Source organism: Streptomyces sp. NPDC048291 (assembly GCF_043201715.1).
Lineage (GTDB): Bacteria > Actinomycetota > Actinomycetes > Streptomycetales > Streptomycetaceae > Streptomyces.
In genome coordinates this window covers 413,295-432,547 of the sequence record NZ_JBICZC010000004.1, presented here as the reverse complement: position 1 = coordinate 432,547, position 19,253 = coordinate 413,295, and the positions used below count along the sequence as shown (strand labels likewise).

The window sequence follows — 19,253 nt, the reverse complement described above, 5'->3', positions numbered from 1 at the left end:
AAAGGGCACCTGCGACGATAGGGGGCGTGGCAGGCACGAACGGCAAGCAGAAGACGGTCCGGGACATGATTCTCTCCCTGGCCCTGATCGGCCTCGCGGCGGGCTTCATCTACCTGCTCGTCCCGCACGACGATCACGCTCCCGACATCCAGCGGGTCGACTACCGGGTCGAGCTGCTGACGGCACGGCGCGCGGCGAGTTACCAGGTGGCCGCGCCGGAGGGCCTGCCCAGCACCTGGAAGGCGACCTCGGTCCGTTTCCAGGGCGAGAACGGCGACCGCTGGCACCTCGGCTACCAGACCCCCGACGGTCAGTACGTCCAGATCGAGCAGTCCACTCAGAAGCCCGCGGACTTCATCGACGACGCCAGCCAGGGCGCGTCGGCCACGAAGACGACCGAGAAGATCGGCGAGCGCACCTGGACGCACTACACCGGCGGTCGCTACGACGCGCTGGTGCTGGACGGCACCACCGGCTCCACCACGGTGGTGGCCGGCACGGCCTCCTTCACCGAGCTGACGAAGATGGCGACGGCGCTGGAGATGTCCTGATGCCCCTGACCTGACGCCAGAGGCCCCCGGCGCCGTTGCCGGGGGCCTCTCTCGGTGCTGCGGGGTGACTCAGACGGTCGTGATGACGTCGTCGTAGGCCAGGCGCGGGGAGCGCGGGAAGCAGGCGTCCGCGCCCGGCTTGCCGATGTTGACGACCATCAGCGGGGTGTGGTCGTCGTCCAGGAACTCCTTCTGGACGCCCGCGAGGTCGAGGCCGGTCATCGGGCCGGCGGCGAGACCGGCGGCGCGGACGCCGATGATGAAGTAGGCGGCCTGCAGGGTGGCGTTCAGGGCGGCGCTGCCCTCGCGCACCCCGCGGTCGGCGAAGACGGCGTCCTTGGCCTGCGGGAAGTGCGGGAAGAGCTCCGGCAGCTCCTCGTGGAACTCGTTGTCCGCGGCGAGGATCGCGACCAGCGGGGCGGTGGCGGTCTTCTTCTGGTTGCCCTCGGCCATGTGCTGCACCAGGCGCTCGCGGGCCTCGGGGGAGCGGACCAGGACCACGCGCAACGGCGACTGGTTCATGGAGGTCGGGCCGAACTTGACCAGGTCGTAGATCGCCTGTACCTGCTCGTCGGTCACCGGCTCGTCGGTGAAGGTGTTGGCGGTGCGGGCCTCGCGGAACAGCAGGTCCTGAGCGGAGGGGTCAAGAACGAGAGACATTGCGGAACTTCCTCGGGGGGTGACGTCCGATCCGTACCGGACCGCGGTCCGGATAGGCTGACGGCATCACCGTACGCGAGGAAGGTTCAAGCTTCAACAAAAAGCGGGGCGTGGTGATCCGCTTCACATTCGCCCGCTCGTTCACTCCTGCTCCGCGGTCTCCTCCTCCCCGTCCTCCTCGGCCAGCGCCGCGTCCAGCCGGGCCCGCGCCCCCTCCAGCCACCGCCGGCACACCTTGGCCAGCTCCTCGCCCCGCTCCCAGAGCGCCAGCGACTCCTCCAGGCTCGTCCCGCCGGCCTCCAGCCGCCGCACGGTCTCGATCAGCTCGTCCCGTGCCTGCTCATAGGAGAGACCGGCCTCTTCCGTCCTGCTGCTCATCCGCACACCTTTCTCGTCTGCTCGCGCGGTGTCAGCCGTCGACCCGCACCGTGAACCCACCCTCGGCGACCCGTGCCCGCAAGGCCTCACCCGGCCCGACGTCGCCCGGGTCGCGCACCACCTGACCGTCGTCCTTCTGCAGCACGGCGTACCCGCGCTTCAGGGTGGCCGCGGGGGAGAGGGCCACCACGCGCGCGTGCGTGTGCGTCAGCTCGGAGTCGGCGCGGTCGAGCAGATGCCCGACGGTGCGCCGCGAACGGTCGACCAGCGAGGCGATGTGATCGGCCCGTTCGTCGACCATCCGGTGCGGGTCCTCCATGGCCGGCCGCGCGAGCGCATGCGCCAGCCCCCGCTCCTCCCGCGCCACCAGCCCGTCGACACACCGCCGGGCCCGGTCCCGCAGCATCCGCACCCGCTCCAGCTCCTCCCCGACGTCCGGGACGACCTTCTTGGCGGCGTCGGTGGGGGTGGAGGCCCGCAGGTCGGCGACGTAGTCGAGCAGCGGGTTGTCCGGCTCGTGCCCGATGGCGGACACCACGGGCGTACGGCACTCGGCGACCGTCCGCACCAACTGCTCGTCCGAGAACGGCAGCAGATCCTCCACGCTGCCGCCGCCGCGCGCGACGATGATCACATCCACCTCGTCGATCGCGTCGAGCTCCTTCACGGCCTGCACGACCTGCGGCACCGCGTGCACGCCCTGCACCGGCACGTTCCGCACCTCGAACCGCACCGCGGGCCACCGGTGCCGGGCGTTCTCCAGCACGTCCCGCTCGGCGGCCGAAGCCCGCCCGCACACCAGCCCGATCAGTTGCGGCAGGAACGGCAACGGCTTCTTCCGCCCGGCCGCGAACAGTCCCTCCGCGGCCAGCGCCTTTTTCAGCTGCTCCAGCCGCGCCAGCAGCTCCCCGACCCCGACGGGCCGTATCTCCACCGCCCGCAACGACAGCTGCCCACGCGGCGCGTACCACTCCGGCTTCGCGTGTACGACGACCCGGGCGCCCTCCCCGACCACGTCGGCCACGGTGTCGAACACCTGCCGGAAACAGGTGACGCCGATCGAGATGTCGTGCGACGGATCCCGCAGGGTCAGGAACACCACCCCGGCACCCGGCCGCCGCGACAGCTGGGTGATCTGCCCCTCGACCCAGACGGCCCCGAGCCGGTCGATCCACCCGCCGATCAGCCGGGAGATCTCACCGACGGGGACGGGGGTCTCGGCGGACGTGTTCAAAGCCATGCGGCGAGCGTAACGGCGCACACCGACAGTCCCAGCCAGACCTGCACGAACAAGCCCAGGCCCGAACCCCCACCCTCCAGCCGCTTCGACGCCCGACGAGCCCCGGCCCCGCACCGTCACTCTCAAGCCGGTCCGGTGTTCGACGGGCCCCGCCCCGCACCGTCACCCTCCAGCCGGTCCGGCGTCCGAGGACGAAAACGGTCCGCACCTCCACCGTCTCCTCTGTCGGGCGTTCGGCGACGAAGGCCGGTTCGCCCCCCGCCTTCCAGCCCGTCCGGCGTTTGAGGACGAGGCCGTTCAGGCCGATGCGGGGGTGCGGGGGCGGCGGCCCCCGGAGCGGGCGGTCGAAGGGGGTCCACCCCCTGGAGGACGGGACGGGTAGGGGCGGCGGGGGCGACACGGCGCGGCCTTACGATGGGTGCCATGACTGCTTCGTCTGGCCGCCGTGTCCTGCTCGCCGCCCCCCGTGGCTACTGCGCGGGTGTGGACCGCGCCGTGATCGCCGTCGAGAAGGCCCTGGAGCAGTACGGGGCCCCGATCTATGTCCGGCACGAGATCGTGCACAACAAGTACGTCGTGCAGACCCTGGAGAAGAAGGGCGCGATCTTCGTCGAGCGGACCGAGGAGGTCCCGCCGGGGAACATCGTGATGTTCTCCGCGCACGGCGTCGCCCCCGTCGTCCACGAGGAGGCCGAGCGCGGCCGTCTCGCCACCATCGACGCGACCTGCCCGCTGGTCACCAAGGTCCACAAGGAAGCCGTCCGATTCGCCAACGAGGACTACGACATCCTCCTGATCGGGCACGAGGGCCACGAGGAGGTCATCGGCACCTCCGGCGAGGCCCCCGACCACATCCAGCTGGTCGACGGCCCCGCGGACGTCGCCAAGGTCGAGGTCCGCGACGAGTCCAAGGTCGTCTGGCTCTCCCAGACCACCCTCTCCGTGGACGAGACGATGGAGACGGTCGACGCCCTCAAGGAGAAGTTCCCGCAGCTCATCTCCCCGCCCAGCGACGACATCTGCTACGCCACGCAGAACCGTCAGCTCGCCGTGAAGCAGATGGGCGCCGAGGCCGAACTCGTCATCGTGGTCGGCTCCCGCAACTCCTCCAACTCCAAGCGGCTCGTCGAGGTCGCCAAGCTGGCCGGCTCCCGCGCGGCCTACCTGGTCGACTTCGCCGGCGAGATCGACGAGGCCTGGGTGGAGGGCGTCACCACGGTCGGTGTCACCTCGGGCGCCTCCGTCCCGGAGGTCCTGGTCGAGGAGGTCCTGGAGTGGCTCGCCGAGCGCGGCTACGGGGACGTCGAGATCGTCAAGGCCGCCGAGGAGTCCATCACCTTCTCGCTGCCCAAGGAACTCCGCCGCGACCTGCGCGAAGAGGCGGCCACCCTGGTCGCCGAGCGCGGCGGCACCGGCGCCGGCGCGTGATCACCGTCCGTACAACTGTGTGACCGCGGGCTCGCCCGACGTCGTGACTGTCAGTCGTACGACGTAACGTGGAGCCATGCAGATCTTCGGTGTGGACATCGGTGGTTCCGGGATCAAGGGCGCTCCCGTGGACCTGGACAAGGGCGACCTGGCCCAGGAGCGGTGCAAGGTGCTCACCCCGCACCCGGCGACGCCCGACGGCGTCGCCGACGGGGTCAAGCAGGTCGTCGACCACTTCGGGTGGAACGGCCCGGTCGGGCTCACCTTCCCCGGGGTGATCACCGACGGCACTCACATCCGTACGGCGGCGAACGTCGACAAGAGCTGGATCGACACCGACGCGCGCTCGCTGTTCAGCGAGCGGCTCGGCGGTCTCCCGGTGACCGTGGTCAACGACGCGGACGCGGCGGGCGTGGCCGAGATGGAGTTCGGCGCCGGCCGGGACCGCAAGGGCGTCGTCCTCCTGCTCACCTTCGGCACCGGCATCGGCAGCGCCCTGTTCGTCGACGGCGAGCTGGTCCCCAACACCGAGCTGGGCCACCTGGAGCTGGACGGCCACGACGCGGAGAAGAAGGCGTCCAGCAAGGCCAAGGAGGACCAGGAGCTGAGCTGGGAGCACTGGGCGCACCGGGTCAACAAGTACCTGGCGCACGTCGAGATGCTCTTCAGCCCGAACCTGTTCATCATCGGCGGCGGGGTGAGCCGCAAGGCCGACAAGTTCCTGCCGTACATCCAGGACATCAAGGCCGAGATCGTCCCGGCCCAGCTGCAGAACAACGCGGGGATCGTGGGCGCGGCGATGCGCGCCGCACACCACGCCAAGTAGCCGCGCACCCGGGGTCCCGGCACCCGGGGTCAGGCCCGGCGGCGCCGGAGCATCCGGACCGTCCTGATCATCCGGATCCGGCGGACGATGACGATCACCCCGGCGACCAGCGTCCCGAGGTAGAGCCAGCCGGCCTGCGTGGACAGGGCCGTCACCAGGCCCATCACCCCGCCCAGGAAACCGCCGCCGCCGTCGTCGGCGACCGTCGACAGGCCGACGGCGAAGGCGATCGGGATGACGACGGGGGCGGTCAGCAGATCGCCCCCGCGCACCCACAGCGCGGTCAGCGCGGACACCGGCAGGGACAGCACGCCGTACACGGTCAGGGACGCCCCGAAGAGCAGGTCGTCCAGGAAGCCGAGCGTGAGCATCGCGGCCATGCAGAAGAGGCCGCAGCCGAGCCCCGTGAGCCGTGGGTTCGGCAGCCGCGCGGGCCCCGCCGCCGGAGTCGGCCGCGGCCTTCCGGGAGCGGGCCGGCGCCGGGCCGTCTCCGGCCGCGGTCTCGCCTGCGGGGGCAGCGGCGCACGGGGGCCGCCTCGACGCGGTCCGGGCTGTCGGGGTCGGGTCCTGTGATGCTCCACCGGACCAACCTAGGTCGGTTCATGGGCCCGATCGCACCCCGGACACGCCGAAACCAAGCCGAAGAGCGGACGTTGGCCAGGTGTTCGACACTGTCGCCGGCCGGGTGCCCCGAACCCCGTAAACTGGGGGATCGGCCGGCCCGCCGGCACTGGCAGCCCCCCGGCTCACTCACCCACTCACTACGGGAAGTCGCAACGTGTCGCTCACGATCGGAATCGTCGGCCTGCCGAATGTCGGCAAGTCGACCCTGTTCAACGCCCTGACCAAGAACGACGTGCTCGCGGCCAACTACCCGTTCGCCACGATCGAGCCCAACGTGGGTGTCGTCGGCGTCCCCGACGCCCGCCTGGCCAAGCTGGCGTCGATCTTCAAGTCGGAGCGCATCCTGCCGGCCACGGTCGACTTCGTCGACATCGCGGGCATCGTGCGCGGCGCCTCCGAGGGCGAGGGCCTGGGCAACAAGTTCCTCGCGAACATCCGTGAGTCCGACGCGATCTGCCAGGTCATCCGGGCCTTCAAGGACGAGAACGTCGTGCACGTCGACGGCAAGGTCTCGCCGAAGGACGACATCGAGACGATCAACACCGAGCTGATCCTCGCCGACCTCCAGACCATCGAGAAGGTCCTGCCGCGTCTCCAGAAGGAGTCGCGCATCAAGAAGGACGTGGCGCCCAAGGTCAAGGCGGTCGAGGAGGCCAAGGAGATCCTGGAGAAGGGCGACACGCTCTTCGCCCACGGCATCGTCCAGGGCTCGGAGCGCGCCGAGCTCCTGCACGACCTGCACCTCCTCACCACCAAGCCGTTCCTCTACGTCTTCAACGTCGACGAGGACGAGCTGCTCGACGAGGACTTCAAGACCGAGCAGCGCGCCCTGGTCGCCCCCGCCGAGGCGATCTTCCTCAACGCCAAGCTGGAGCAGGACCTCGCCGAACTCGACGAGGAGGACGCCATGGAGCTCCTGGAGTCGGTGGGCGCCGAGGAACCCGGCCTGGCCACCCTCGCCCGCGTCGGCTTCGACACCCTCGGCCTCCAGACCTACCTCACGGCCGGCCCCAAGGAATCCCGCGCCTGGACCATCAAGAAGGGCGCCACGGCCCCCGAGGCGGCCGGCGTGATCCACACCGACTTCCAGAAGGGCTTCATCAAGGCCGAGGTCATCTCCTTCGCCGACCTGGTCGAGACCGGCTCGGTCACCGAGGCCCGCGCCAAGGGCAAGGCCCGCATGGAGGGCAAGGACTACGTCATGCAGGACGGGGACGTGGTGGAGTTCCGGTTCAACGTGTAACGGGTTCTCAATCACCACGTCGCTGATCTGGTAAACGTGCAGGTCGGAAGGGGTCCGACTCTTCAGGGTCGGGCCCTTTGTTTTTGCCGTGGTATTTGACGGAGGACGCGTTCAGCCCGTCACCCGGGAGGGCAGGAGCAGGTTGTAGTTCAACTCCAGTTGCCGCGCCATGGCTTTCGCAGCGGCGGCGTGCCTCGACCGGTGCCCCGGTGGACGTGTCACAACGGGCATGTGGGCAACCGCGATTGCCTTCTCCGGCCTCTGTTACGGTGCCCTGTGATCGACGATCACAGGGGGGCGGATGGGGGCGGTCAATCGGGCGAAGGCTGAGCGGCAGCGTCAAGCGCAGATCCTGCGCTTTTGGCGCGCCGTGGAGTACTTCAGCCCGCCGAAGGTCGACCCGGTAAATCCGCGTAAGAACCTCTTCGCTGTGGGGCCGAATCGTCCACTGCCCTGGGAACCCGACTCCGTGATCAGCCGGAGTCGGTCCCGACCGGGCCTCGCGTGGCAGCACACGGTTTACGCCGGGATCTTCGCGGTCGACAAGGTGCGTGACGTCTTGCTACAGGCGTTCCGTGCTCCGGAGTCCGAACGGGACTTCGATGGCCGGATCGGCGGGGACAGCGCTGTGCTGTGTTTCACCGTGAACCAAGACGGGTTGCTGATCAAGGACAGTGTCACCTTGTCCTCGTGCGCCTGGGCAGTCGGGCAGACCCTGGACCCCGGGCCGCACAGCGACCAGTGGCTGACCGGCTTCGACGAGCACAGCACGTTTCTGCTGCAGCGGCTGCTGGACCTTGGCGACGGGAGGATCGAAGTCGATCGCCGGCCCGTGGCGGGCCCTGAGTCGCCGCAGATGGGGCTCGGCCCGGTCGCGGGGCTGATGTCCCGCCTCGTCGTCAGTGCGGCGAAGGGCGGGCTGGGAGTGGCGGCCGGTGCGGTGGGTGCCGGGCTGGGCTCCGTGGCGGGGGCGGTGGCCGCGAAGGTGATCGAGCAGGTCGGCGGTGACTTGATCGATTCCGCTGCTGCTCGGCTCACGGACCACACCCCGGGCGACAGCGCAGTGTCCGGCCAAGGACTGGGCAGCGATGACGTGGAGGAAGCGGAGCAGCACGAGGCGGAGCCGGAGGGACCTCCGCCCGAGGTGGGCGCAAAGGTCCTGGATGTGTTTGACCTGGCGGCCATCACCCGGTGGGTGGCCGAGCAGCTCGGCGTCGCCGAGGCCCTCGCACCCAACGCGATCCGTATCAAGAGCTATCAGGTTGCGGCCCGGCATGCGGATGAGGCGGGCGGTGATGTCTTCCTCAACAGCTTCTACGCCGACGATCTGGAACGGGTCGCCGGTGTCCTCGAGGCCGGCCGGGCCGGCACCGCCCTGCTGGACTACCTGCGGGCTGAGGCGGATTTGGATGCGATGAACCGCTTTGACGTGCGACGTCTGCCCGAGATCGTGCTGGAGAGCGTGCAGCCGTCGAGCATGCCCTTGGGCCGATGGCTGGCGGATACCGACAAGCCGCTGGTGCTCAGCCAGCAGTTTGCGGTCAACCGCATCCTGGCGACTCTCGGGCAGGATGACGGCCGCGGTCTTTACGCGGTCAACGGACCACCCGGGACCGGCAAGACGACCATGCTGCGCGACCTGATCGCGGCCCTGGTGGTCCAGCGGGCCGAACGGTTGGCGGCCCTGGAGCGGCCGGAGGACGCCTTCGTCCGAAAGCCGCGCGCCTGGCGCACGGAGGAGACCGCCGGCAAGACCTACCCGCGCACCATCCATCCTCTGATCCCCGAACTCACCGGCTTCGAGATCGTGATCGCCTCGTCCAACAACGGAGCGGTGGAGAACGTCACCCTGGAAGTTCCCGGAGCACGCGCGATCAGCGGCGCATGGCAAGGACGCGCCGACTACCTGGCCGGCCCAGCCAGCCTGGCACTGGAGGAAGACGCCTGGGGTGCGATCGCCGCGCGCCTGGGACGGCGCAGCAATCGCTCAGACTTCGTCCAGCGCTTCTGGTGGGGCGAGCAGCCCAAGGGCAACAGCCGGCCAAGGCCGGAAGCGAGCGAGGACCGACCGCTCCTGGGCCTCCACAAGATGCTGCAGCTGCAGGGCAGTCATCCTTCTGCGTCCTCACGGAACGCCCAGAGCACGAGCCCTGGAGCCGACGCGGCGCCGCCGTTGGGGCAGGAGACCTGGGCACAGGCAGTCCGGCGCTTCACCCAGGCCCGCAGCCGCGTGCGCGCGCTGGGCGCAGAGCGGCAGGAGATCGCGGATCTGCTCACTCGGCTCGCCGGCCCCGATGCCCTCCTGGATGAACTGGTGGCCCGGGAGTCCGGAGCCCGTGACGCGCTGCTGCTCTTGCGACGGGAGCAGCAGCGCGTCGACGTCGAACTTGCCGGCCACCGGGAGGAGCATGCCCGGTGCCGGGAAGCGATGTCCGCCGAGCGAACGCGGCTCGACCTTGCCGAAGCCGCGGTCCGCCACGGCGAGGCAGGCGTCAGGACAGCGGAGTCGGCACTCCACGCCTACGACGCGGGCAAACCCGGCCTGATCAGGAGGCTGGTCACCCGCGAGCCCATGCGGCGCTGGGAGGCCGGGCGCCTCCCCCGCCAGGCGGATGTGGACGCCGCAGACGTCCGTCTCTCTGAGCTGCAATCCGTACGTGCCGCACGGCACGCCGCTTTGCGCACCGCCCAGGGAGAACTGGACCAGGTACTGGCCGCCATTGTGCGCGCCCAGGCCCGGCTGACCGCGTGCGAGCAGGCTCGCGCGCGGCAGGTCACGACAACCACCGAGGCCGGACAGCAGGTGGCCCGACGGCGCCGCGAGCGGGAAGCCGAGCAACGCCGGCTGGCCACGGCCAAGGAGCGGTGGGGTGACCGGGTGCCGGGAGCCGAATGGCAGGCGGCCCTCGACGACCGCCAGGCGATGGAGGCGCGCGAGCAGTCAGCGCCCTGGATGGACGCCGTATTCGCCGAGGCACGCTCGGAACTCTTCCTCGCGGCCCTGGATCTGCACCGCGCGCTGCTGGCTACCGCGCCCGAGCGCATGCGCAGAAATCTGCAGGCCGTGATGGAGGTGGTCAAAGGCCAGGCGCCGGCGGACCTGGACGCTGAAACAGTGCTGGCCGCCTGGCAGTTGCTGTTCCTGGTTGTCCCTGTGGTCTCGACGACCTTCGCGTCGATGGGCCGTATGTTCGCTCAGCTGGGCAGCGAGGCCCTGGGCTGGCTGTTCGTCGACGAGGCTGGCCAAGCCGCCCCGCAGGAGGTGGTCGGCGCCCTGTGGCGAGCCCGCCGCGCCGTCGTCGTCGGTGACCCGCTGCAGCTCGAACCTGTGGTCACCCTCCCCTGGACCGGCCAGCAGCGCCTGGCCGGACACTTTGCTGTGGACCGCCAGTGGGCCCCGGCCGCCGCTTCCGTTCAGGCCCTCGCCGACCGCCTCAACCCATACGGCACGTGGCTGAAGGACCAGGACGGCGAGGACATCTGGCTCGGCTCGCCCCTGCGGGTACACCGCCGCTGCGATCGCCTGATGTTCGACATCAGCAACAAGATCGCCTACGACGGGATGATGGTCTACGGAGTTCATCGGGACCAGGACGACTTCCCGCTGGCACAGCGCAGTGTGTGGTGGGACGTCCGAGCCCTGCCGGGCGAGGAGAAGTGGAATCCCGAGGAAGGAAGTGCCCTGGAAGCCACCCTTGACCGGATCCGCACCCGCATTGACGAGGCGATCCGGCAGGAGGGCCTGCACACCGGCGAGGCGTTCCACGGCGCCGCGCAGGGAGGCGACCACGCCGCAGCGCGAAAGCGCCGTTTGAACGATTCCGTCTTTGTCATCAGCCCGTTCCGCGATGTCGTCCACGGCCTCGGCGAGGTTGTGGGCGGGACTCTCACCTCCCAGCGCTACGGCACGGTGCACACCACGCAAGGCAAGGAAGCGGACATCGTGATCCTGGTCCTGGGTACCGGCGCCGGCCAGGTGGGGTCTCGGAACTGGGCCGCTCAAAAGCCCAACCTCCTCAACGTTGCGGTCACCCGCGCCCGGCGGCGCCTCATCGTCATCGGCGACTTCGACGCCTGGTCGCGGCACCGCTACTTCAAGGACCTGGCGCAGCACGAGCTGATCCACAGGTGGACCCCGGAGCGCTGAGCTGACGCCTTCCTTTCCACGCAGCGCGGCCGGCACGGTCCCCAAGTCGGTGGACCCATCCCGCTTGAGGCTGGCTGCGGGTCTGCGGCACGACGGTGCTGACCGTGGTGGCTCCGCAGGCGGTGATCAACGTGACCAGCGGCGGGGCGGACTGGAAGCGACACCGTCTTCTCCGGCAACCCGGGCCCACTAGGACGAGACCTGCGCCTCGGACCCGATCACGCCGTACGGGGCCGTGAAGGCCGCCGCCGAGACGGCCGTACGGCTCCTGTATCCGGATGCGGCCGTCGTCCGCACCTCGCTGATCATCGGGAACGGCCAGTTCGGACGGGCACCGTGATGCCGCCCTTGGCCCCTGCGCGGATCGACCGGCCCGGTGCCGCACGGTCAGAGGGACACGTCGGTCCACGACTCTTGACCGGGAGCGACACCCGGCAAGACATCACACTAACGTAGATGTTGCTAACGTTGACGTTAGTATCGTGATTGGGGGTCGGTAGGCATGGTGGACTTTGTGGGCCGTCGGCAGGAACTGGCGACGTTGGAGCGAGAGTTCCAGAGGGTGGCGACAGGGGTTGGCGGGGAGAGGCCCGGGCGGTGCGTGATGTTGCGCGGGCGACGCCGGGTGGGCAAGTCGCGACTGGTCGAGCGGTTCGCGGAGAGCTCCGGAGCCCCGTTCTTGTTCTACGCGGCGACCGGTGCGTCTCCTAGGGACGATCTGGCGCGGCTGGCCCGGGACGCCCGGTCATCGACGCTACCGCTGGCGCAGCTCGTGGCTGCCGCACGGCCGGAGAGCTGGGACGCCGCGTTCGATGTGCTGGCCGCGGCACTGCCCGCCGACCGGGCGAGTGTGCTGGTCATCGACGAGGTGCCGTACCTGATGGACGCCGATGGTGCCTTTGAAGGGATGCTGCAGCGGGCCTGGGACCGGGTGCTGGAGACCAAGCCGGTGCTGCTGGTCCTCATCGGCTCCGATCTGTCGATGATGGAGGCTTTGAACAGCTACGGACGCCCCTTCCACCAGCGTGGCCGGGAGATGGTGCTGGGACCGCTCAACCCCGCCGAGGTGGGGCAGATGCTTGGTCTGGATCCGGCGGAAGCCTTCGACGCCGCGCTCGTCACCGGCGGGCTGCCGCTGATCTGTGCGGAGTGGCCGTGCGGCGCAGGGCTGTGGGACTTCCTCGGTGAGGCGTTGAGTGATCCGGTCTCGGCCCTGCTGGTGTCAGCCGAGCGCTCGCTGGCGGCCGAATTCCCCCCGCAGGCTCAGGCGCGTACGGTGCTGGCGGCTATCGGCAGTGGCGAGCGGACGTTCACCAACATCGCTCGTGCGGCCGGCGGAATCGGGGCCACGCCGCTGCAGCGAGCGCTGGAGCTGCTCACGGACAAGCGGATCGTTGCCGCAGAGTTGCCCGTGTCGCTGCGTCCGTCGAAGGATCGCCGCTACCGGGTGACAGATCCCTACCTGCGGTTCTGGCTACACCTGCTAGGCCCGTCCATGGAGGAGATCGAGCGGGGGCGGGGCGATCTGACCTTGGCGCGGATCCGGGAGAACTGGACCAGCTGGCGCGGCCGGGCCGTCGAGCCCCTTGTCCGCGAGGCCCTGGCGCGGATACTGCCCGACGACTGGCTCCCCGCGGCTCCCGCGGTGGGCGGGTACTGGACCCGCACCGACGATGTCGAGATCGACATCGTCGGGGCGGACCGCGCTCCCGTTGCCAAGGAGCTGCTTTTCGTCGGCTCCATCAAGTGGCTGGAGCAGTCGCCCTTCGACCGGCACGACCTGGCAGTTCTCCATCGACACAGGGCCGCCCTCACGGGCGAACCTGTGCCAGTCGTGGCGGTCTCGCGCGCCGGAGTCGACTGTCCGGGGCTCGATGCCGCCTATGGCCCCGGCGAATTGCTGACCGCTTGGCCGCTGTGAGCGGCGGACGGCGGGCGAGACACGGGAGTCCCTGAGGGCGATCAGCGCGAATCCCGTGCTGGGATGGTGCTGGGACGCGCCAACATTTCCACAGGTCAAGCCTTGTGGTGGAGTTCCGGTTCAACGTGTGAGTGAGTGCGGTGGCACGGGCGGCGCGGCACCCTTCGCGGGTGTCGCGCCGCCCGTTGTTTTCCGGGGACCTGGGCTCAGATCAGGGAGTTGTAGATCTTCCAGCCCGGGCCGACGCTGACGCGCGCCGCGTAGGGTGCCGTGGCCTTGCCGGTGCCGCGGTAGAGCCACAGCGTGCCCGTGGTGTCGCGGGCCAGCAGGTCGGCTCTGCCGTCGCCGGTGACGTCGCGGGGGCCGGCGAACGCGTTGTAGGTGTTCCAGCCCGTGCCGATCCGGGTGCGGGCGGCGAACGGGGCGGCGGCCTTGCCGGTGCCACGGAACAGCCACAGGCCGCCCCCGGTGTCGCGGGCGAGCAGGTCGGCCCTGCCGTCCCCCGTGACGTCGCCCGCGCCGGTCAGCGTGGAGTAGGTCTTCCAGCCTCCGCCGATCAGGGTGCGGGCGGCGAAGGGGGCGGTGGCGTTGCCGGTGCCGCGGTAGAGCCAGAGCCTGCCCGTGGTGTCGCGGGCCACCAGGTCGGCCCTGCCGTCGCCGGTGAGGTCGCCCGTGCCGGTCAGTGAGGTGTAACCGCCCCAGCCCGGCCCGACCTTCTTTCGGGCCGCGAGCGGAGCCGACGCCTTTCCGGTCCCCTGGTACAGCCACAGGGTGCCCGAGGCGTCGCGGGCCACGACCGAGCCGCTGCCGTCGGACATCACCCGCGAGACGCTGGTGATCAGGTTGTACGTGTTCCAGCCGGGGCCGACACCGAGGCGCTTCGCGAGTGGCGCCGCCGGCACGCCCGTGCCGTGGTACTGCCACAGCGTGCCGGAGGTGTCCCGCGCCAGCAGGGTGCCGAGCTGGGCCGGCGGCGGGGTACCCGTGCCGCTGACCGCCTCCAGCATCGCGCCCTGCCCGGCGTCGCCGGTGATCTCGTAGGACGCCGACCGGGCGCCGACGGTGGTCGGCGAGAAGGTGACGGTCTGCCGGACGCTCTGCTCGGGGCCGATGACCAGGCCCTCGGGCAGCGGGTCGGCGCTGCTGAACACGCCCGCCGGCGCCTTCGCCTTGGTGATCGTGACCGGGACGTTCCCGGAGTTGGTGATGGTGAACGACTTGGTGACCGACGTGCCGCGGGTGACCCCGCCGAACGCCAGCGACGGGGGAGTGAGCAGCAGATGCCCCTTGCCGCTGATCGCGTTGCCCTCGACCGGGATGGTCAGCGTGCCGCTGGTGCTCGTCAGCGTGATGGACGAGGAGTGCAGGCCGGTGGCCGTGGGCGCGTAGCCGACGCGGAGCACGACCGAGCCCTGGGCCGGGACGACCGTCGGGTCCGCCGGGTCGGCGCTCGGCAGGTTGTCCGCGCTGAACGGCCCGGTGGGCGGGGTGACGGAGGTGATGGTCTCCGGCTCGGTGCCGGTGTTGGTCACCTGGACGTTCGCGGTGGCCGGGGTCCCCGTCGGCTGGTTGTCGAAGGACACCGTGCCCGGGAACGCGGCCAGCCCTGCCCTGGTCCCGACACCGTGCAGGCTCAGCGCGAACGTGCCCGCACCCGTGACGACGCTGAGCGTGCCGCTCGCGCCCAGGACCGCGGTCGGCCTGAACGTGACCGGCACGGTGAGCTGCCCGCCGGCCGGGATCGAGGCCGGCAGCGACGAGGTGTCCGCGGTGAACGGGCCCTCGACGCTCACCGACCTGATCGCCAGCTCCTTGGACGGGTTCTGGTTCTCCGTCAGGACGACGTCGGTGCTCGCCGTCGCGCCGACCTCTGCCGTCCCGAAGTCGACCGGTCCGCCCTTGAGCGGGCTGCCCACCGGGTTGCCGTACGCGTAGACCTTGCCGTCCCGTGTCCCGACGAAGACCTGGTTGCCGTCGGTCGCGGGGACGGCGAACTTCGGCGCGGTGCCGATCGGCGCGGACCACACCAGCTTGAGGACGCCGTTCGCGTCCGGCACCGGGTTGTAGGCGCGCAGTTGGGCGTTGACTCCCGTGGGGCCGCCCGACCACACGACCCACACCAGGGCGCTGCCCGAGCGTGTCCCGTCCGAGGTGACCACCGGCGAGCCGCTGGTGTAGGGGAAGGAGTCCTGGCTCGCGCCCGCGACGCTCAGCGCCGGGTCGCCCTTGGTGGTCACGCCGCGGTGCAGTGCCGTCAGCGAGCCGCCGTTGCCGACGACGTACACGTAGCCGCCGTCACCGCCCCAGACCGCGGGGTGGCCCCACTGGCCCTTCAGCGGTCCGGTGACGCCGACGACCGCGTCCGTCGCGCCGGGGCCCTGGGAGCGTCCGCCGAGGTGGTCGCGGTCCAGCAGGAACACCCGGCCGTCCTTGCCCTGCTGCACCATCAGGTGCGGGTGGGAGGCGGTGCCGAAGCTGTCCGGGAGGCCCACCGGGCCGCCGGAGGCCAGGTCGGTGTCCTGCTGGTCGAGCGTCGGCGCGTTGGACGGGCTGAAGAAGTCCGCGGCCTTCAGGCTCTGGTCGGGCTGCACCTGGAGCCGGACCACGGACTCCGCGAGCGTGCCGGGTGGCGAGGTGCCCGGGCCGGGCGCCGGGCTGACGCCGTTGCCGGTGGCCACGAAGATCCGGCCGGGACCGTCGGAGACCAGCCCGCCGCCGGAGTGCCAGATGCCGGCGCCGCTGTTGCTTGCGCCGGTCTCCGCCGCCCACATCGACGTCACCGAGGGCGACGTGGTGCTGACGCCGACCACGTAGCCGCGGTACGGCTTGGCGTCGCAGTGCCCGCCGAAGCCCGCGTACACGACCCCGTCGAGCAGCAGCAGACCCGGCCGCTGCATCTCGTACGCGGGCAGGAACGACTGGCTCGGGTCGTTGGACGCCGAGCCCTGGATCGTCACGGGGAAGCCCTGCTTCTCCGCGCCGGTGACCGGGTCGAGCGCGTGCATGTACCAGTGCGGGTTGAGCGCGTTGGGGCCGTCGTCGACCTTGGTCGTCAGGTAGACCGCGCCGGTCGCCGGGTCGTACACCGGTGTGCCGGTGCTGCCGACGTTCGGCGCCAGGTCGCCGCAGCTGAGCGTCGCGGCCGGCCACGCGGGCCCGAAGTTCCGCTGCCACAGCACGGCGCCGGTGGTCCGGTCCAGGCCGTAGGCCATGTTGTTCTCGGTGACCGCCACCACCGTGGCGCCGACCACGATCGGCTGCGCGTAGATCTGCCCGTCCAGCTGGGCCGGGGTCTTCCACAACTGCCCGAACGACGACGACTGCACGTCCGCCGCGCTCAGGCCTGCCTCACCCTGGTCCCAGCCGGTCCGCAGCGAGTCCACCGACCCGGTGGTCTCGCTGGCGCGCGCCTGCGGGACCCCCACGCCGAGCAGCCCCGCCGCCAGCGCGCCCGTCACCGCGAGCACCAGCCCGCGCCACCCGGCGCCTCTCTTCCGTATGCCGCCGCGTCTGTCAGCACCCACGACGAAAACCCCCTCCGATGCCGGTCCCTGAAGCCCCCGCGACCGCGCTCCCCGCGCGACCGCCCTTCCCCGAGCCGGACGGCGCCTCAGGCGGCCTCCTCATGAAGAGGGGACGCGGCGCGCGGTCACAGCCCGCGCATCAAACCACACAATCCACCCCACGTGACCTGGTTGCCCCTTCTCTCTCGCACGGCATCGCGTGACGCGCGCTCGGACGCCTCCCGTACCGTGCACAGCCATCCGTGGTTCACCTTCGGGCGGCGGGCGGCGGGCGGCGGGCGGTCCGAGGGACGGATTCCGCCACGGGTCGTCACGAGCGTCACCGGACCTGAGCGTCACCGGACCTGAGCGTCACCGGGCCTGAGTTCCACCGCCGTGCTCCGGCGGCCGATTCCCCGGCCCTGCCGGTGATGTCGGCGTGGGGTGGGAAGATGCCGGAACGGCCGGCGAGGAGTGAGGGGCGGGGCGCGTGGGGCGGGAAGAGCGGGGCGTGGTCGCGCGGGGAGCGCGGCTGGCCGAGGCGGCCCGGAACGTGGCCGGTGATCACGGCAGGGCCGTCGAGGCCGTACGGGCGGCACTCACGCCGATCCACGACGCGGCCGTACGGCGGGAGCTCGACGCCATCCCGGTCGCGCGGCTCCAGGACGTCACCGAGGGCCGGCTGCGGCTGGGCGGCGTCGAGCAGAGCGGGCTGCGGACGGTGGGCGCCGTGCTGGAGGCGGGCGCGTACCGCCTGCTGCAGATACCCGGGGTCGGACGCCGCACCGTCGACCAGATGCTCGCCGCGGCCCGCAGACTCTCCGAAGCCGTGCACGAGACCGTGGCGGTCCATATCGACGTGGACCGGCCGGAGCCGAGCACCACCGCGCTCGTCGTGGCCCTCCAGGTGCTGGTGGAGGCGGGCCCGGAGGCACGGCGCGCCGTCGACCGGGCCGACGCCCTGTCGCAACGGCTGGAGCCGCTGCTGGCCGACGCCCGCCCCGCCGCCGGGCGGTTCCGGATGCTCCTGGCCGGCCGGGAGCGGAAGGCCCGCGCGCTGGCCGCGGTGGCCGAACTCCGGCCGCTGGTCGACGAGGCGGACCGGGGGCGGCTGCTCGAACTCTTCGCCCAGGCCTCCGTCGACCTGCTCCGGGGGCCGTCGTCCGACCTCGCCGCCTGGGCGGACTTCGAACTCCGCTCCGCCGACTACTACAGCCTGCTCGCCGAGATCTCCGGCGCGGCGCCCGACGTGGCCGCCGCCGAGGGCTTCCTGCCCGACGAGATCGCCGAGCGGGTCCGGGCCCAGCACCTCGACGACTCGCACCGGCGGGTCTCCCTGCGCGGCTACCAGGCGTTCGGCGCGCGGTTCGCCCTCGCGCAGCGCAACGTGATCCTCGGCGACGAGATGGGACTGGGGAAGACCATCCAGGCGATCGCCGTGCTGGCACACCTGGCCGCCGAGGGGCAGAGCCACTTCATGGTGGTGTGCCCGGCGAGCGTCCTCGTGAACTGGACGCGGGAGATCGAGGCCCGCAGCGCCCTGCGGGTGCTGCTGCTGCACGGCCCCGACCGGCGCGACGCGTTCGCCGACTGGAAGGGGCGGGGCGGGGTCGGGGTGACCACGTTCGACGCCCTGCGCGGGTTTCCCGCACCGGGCGGCGGCGAGGTCGGACTCTTCGTGGTCGACGAGGCGCACTCGGTGAAGAACCCGAAGGCCAAGCGGTCCCAGGCGGTCGCCCTGTGGGCGGAGCGCTGCGAGCGCACCCTCTTCATGACCGGCACCCCGATGGAGAACCGGGTCGCGGAGTTCCGCAGCCTGGTCGGGATGCTCGACCGCGGCGTCGCGGAGTCCCTGGACGACGGTGACGCCCTGGCCGGATCGGTCGCCTTCCGCAAGGCCGTCGCCCCCGTCTACCTGCGGCGCAACCAGCAGGACGTGCTGACGGAACTCCCCAGTCTCCAGCACACCGACGAGTGGGAGGAGCTGAGCGCGTCCGACGCGGAGGCGTACCGCGACGCCGTACGCGCCGGCAACTTCATGGCGATGCGCAGGGCCGCCTACCTGCGCCCCGAGAAGTCGGCCAAACTGGAGCGGCTCCGGGAGATCGTCGAGGAGGCCGGCGAGAACGGGCAGAAGACGGTGGTCTTCTCCTACTTCAAGGACGTCCTGCGCGTGGTCGAGAAAGCGCTCGCCGAGGGCGCCACGGTCTTCGGCCCGCTCACCGGCGATGTCCCGGCCGCACGCCGGCAGCGGCTCGTCGACGACTTCGCCGCCGCCCCGGGCGCCGCGGTGCTCCTGGCGCAGATCCAGGCGGCGGGCGTCGGCCTCAACATGCAGGCCGCCTCCGTCGTCGTCATCTGCGAACCCCAGATCAAACCGACCGTCGAACACCAGGCGGTGGCCCGGGCCCACCGCATGGGCCAGGTCAGACCGGTCCGCGTGCACCGCCTCCTCGCCACCGGGGGAGTGGACGAACGCCTGGTGGAGATGCTGGAGCGGAAGACCCGCCTGTTCGACGCCTACGCCCGCCGCAGCGCGGTGGCCGAGGCCACCCCCGACGCGGTCGACGTGTCGGACACCGAACTGGCCCGCCGGATCGTCGAGGAGGAGCAGGCCCGTCTGGGCATGACGGACGGGGACCACGCCCGGAGAGCCCAGGGAGCCCAGGGAGCCCAGGGAGCCCAGCGGCCCGACGGGAACCACGACGAGAGAGCGGACGCCTGACACCCGG

12 protein-coding genes are annotated in these 19,253 nt (G+C 71.0%); 7 read left to right on the top strand and 5 right to left on the bottom strand.

From position 1 onward, the window contains the following. Positions 1–26: 26 nt before the first annotated feature. Positions 27–551: a DUF4245 domain-containing protein gene (locus ACGF5O_RS12795; RefSeq protein WP_393809899.1), complete on the top strand. Its 525-nt coding sequence runs from the start codon at positions 27–29 to the stop codon at positions 549–551. A gap of 69 nt (positions 552–620) precedes the next feature. Here the strand turns inward: ACGF5O_RS12795 and ACGF5O_RS12790 are convergent, their stop codons facing one another. The 3 genes from ACGF5O_RS12790 to xseA all read right to left on the bottom strand — a co-directional run bounded on the left by ACGF5O_RS12790 (position 621) and on the right by xseA (position 2,829). Then, positions 621–1,211: a malonic semialdehyde reductase gene (locus tag ACGF5O_RS12790; RefSeq protein WP_393809898.1), complete on the bottom strand. Its 591-nt coding sequence runs from the start codon at positions 1,209–1,211 to the stop codon at positions 621–623. Positions 1,212–1,352: 141 nt separating this feature from the next. After that, complete coding sequence (locus ACGF5O_RS12785) at positions 1,353–1,589, bottom strand: exodeoxyribonuclease VII small subunit (RefSeq protein WP_393809897.1); 237 nt, start codon at positions 1,587–1,589, stop codon at positions 1,353–1,355. Between the two features lie 31 nt (positions 1,590–1,620). Beyond that, a complete protein-coding gene (xseA, locus tag ACGF5O_RS12780) occupies positions 1,621–2,829 on the bottom strand; it encodes an exodeoxyribonuclease VII large subunit (protein WP_393809896.1) in 1,209 nt (402 codons plus the stop codon). A gap of 414 nt (positions 2,830–3,243) precedes the next feature. Here xseA and ACGF5O_RS12775 point away from each other — a divergent pair, with 414 nt between their 5' ends. Both ACGF5O_RS12775 and ppgK read left to right on the top strand, forming a co-directional pair. Beyond that, positions 3,244–4,257 (top strand): 4-hydroxy-3-methylbut-2-enyl diphosphate reductase, encoded by a 1,014-nt coding sequence (locus tag ACGF5O_RS12775; protein WP_393809895.1) that lies wholly within the window; start codon positions 3,244–3,246, stop codon positions 4,255–4,257. Between the two features lie 76 nt (positions 4,258–4,333). Then, a complete protein-coding gene (gene ppgK, locus ACGF5O_RS12770; protein WP_393809894.1) occupies positions 4,334–5,083 on the top strand; it encodes a polyphosphate--glucose phosphotransferase in 750 nt (249 codons plus the stop codon). 29 nt (positions 5,084–5,112) lie between these two features. Here the strand turns inward: ppgK and ACGF5O_RS12765 are convergent, their stop codons facing one another. Then, positions 5,113–5,508: a DUF6542 domain-containing protein gene (locus ACGF5O_RS12765; protein ID WP_393810131.1), complete on the bottom strand. Its 396-nt coding sequence runs from the start codon at positions 5,506–5,508 to the stop codon at positions 5,113–5,115. 353 nt (positions 5,509–5,861) lie between these two features. On the opposite strand from ACGF5O_RS12765, the gene ychF reads away from it, so the two are divergent. From ychF to ACGF5O_RS12750, 3 genes are all read left to right on the top strand, one after another. After that, positions 5,862–6,950 carry a redox-regulated ATPase YchF gene (ychF, locus tag ACGF5O_RS12760; protein WP_393809893.1) on the top strand — a complete coding sequence of 363 codons (1,089 nt, stop codon included), beginning with the start codon at positions 5,862–5,864 and terminating at the stop codon, positions 6,948–6,950. Positions 6,951–7,251: 301 nt separating this feature from the next. Then, positions 7,252–11,097, top strand: coding sequence for an AAA domain-containing protein (locus tag ACGF5O_RS12755; protein ID WP_393809892.1), 3,846 nt, complete (start codon positions 7,252–7,254; stop codon positions 11,095–11,097). Between the two features lie 502 nt (positions 11,098–11,599). Continuing rightward, a complete protein-coding gene (locus tag ACGF5O_RS12750) occupies positions 11,600–13,018 on the top strand; it encodes an ATP-binding protein (protein ID WP_393809891.1) in 1,419 nt (472 codons plus the stop codon). 206 nt (positions 13,019–13,224) lie between these two features. Here the strand turns inward: ACGF5O_RS12750 and ACGF5O_RS12745 are convergent, their stop codons facing one another. Further along, complete coding sequence (locus tag ACGF5O_RS12745) at positions 13,225–16,542, bottom strand: choice-of-anchor D domain-containing protein (protein ID WP_393809890.1); 3,318 nt, start codon at positions 16,540–16,542, stop codon at positions 13,225–13,227. Positions 16,543–17,011: 469 nt separating this feature from the next. On the opposite strand from ACGF5O_RS12745, the gene ACGF5O_RS12740 reads away from it, so the two are divergent. Further along, a complete protein-coding gene (locus ACGF5O_RS12740) occupies positions 17,012–19,246 on the top strand; it encodes a DEAD/DEAH box helicase (protein ID WP_393809889.1) in 2,235 nt (744 codons plus the stop codon). Positions 19,247–19,253 lie beyond the last annotated feature (7 nt).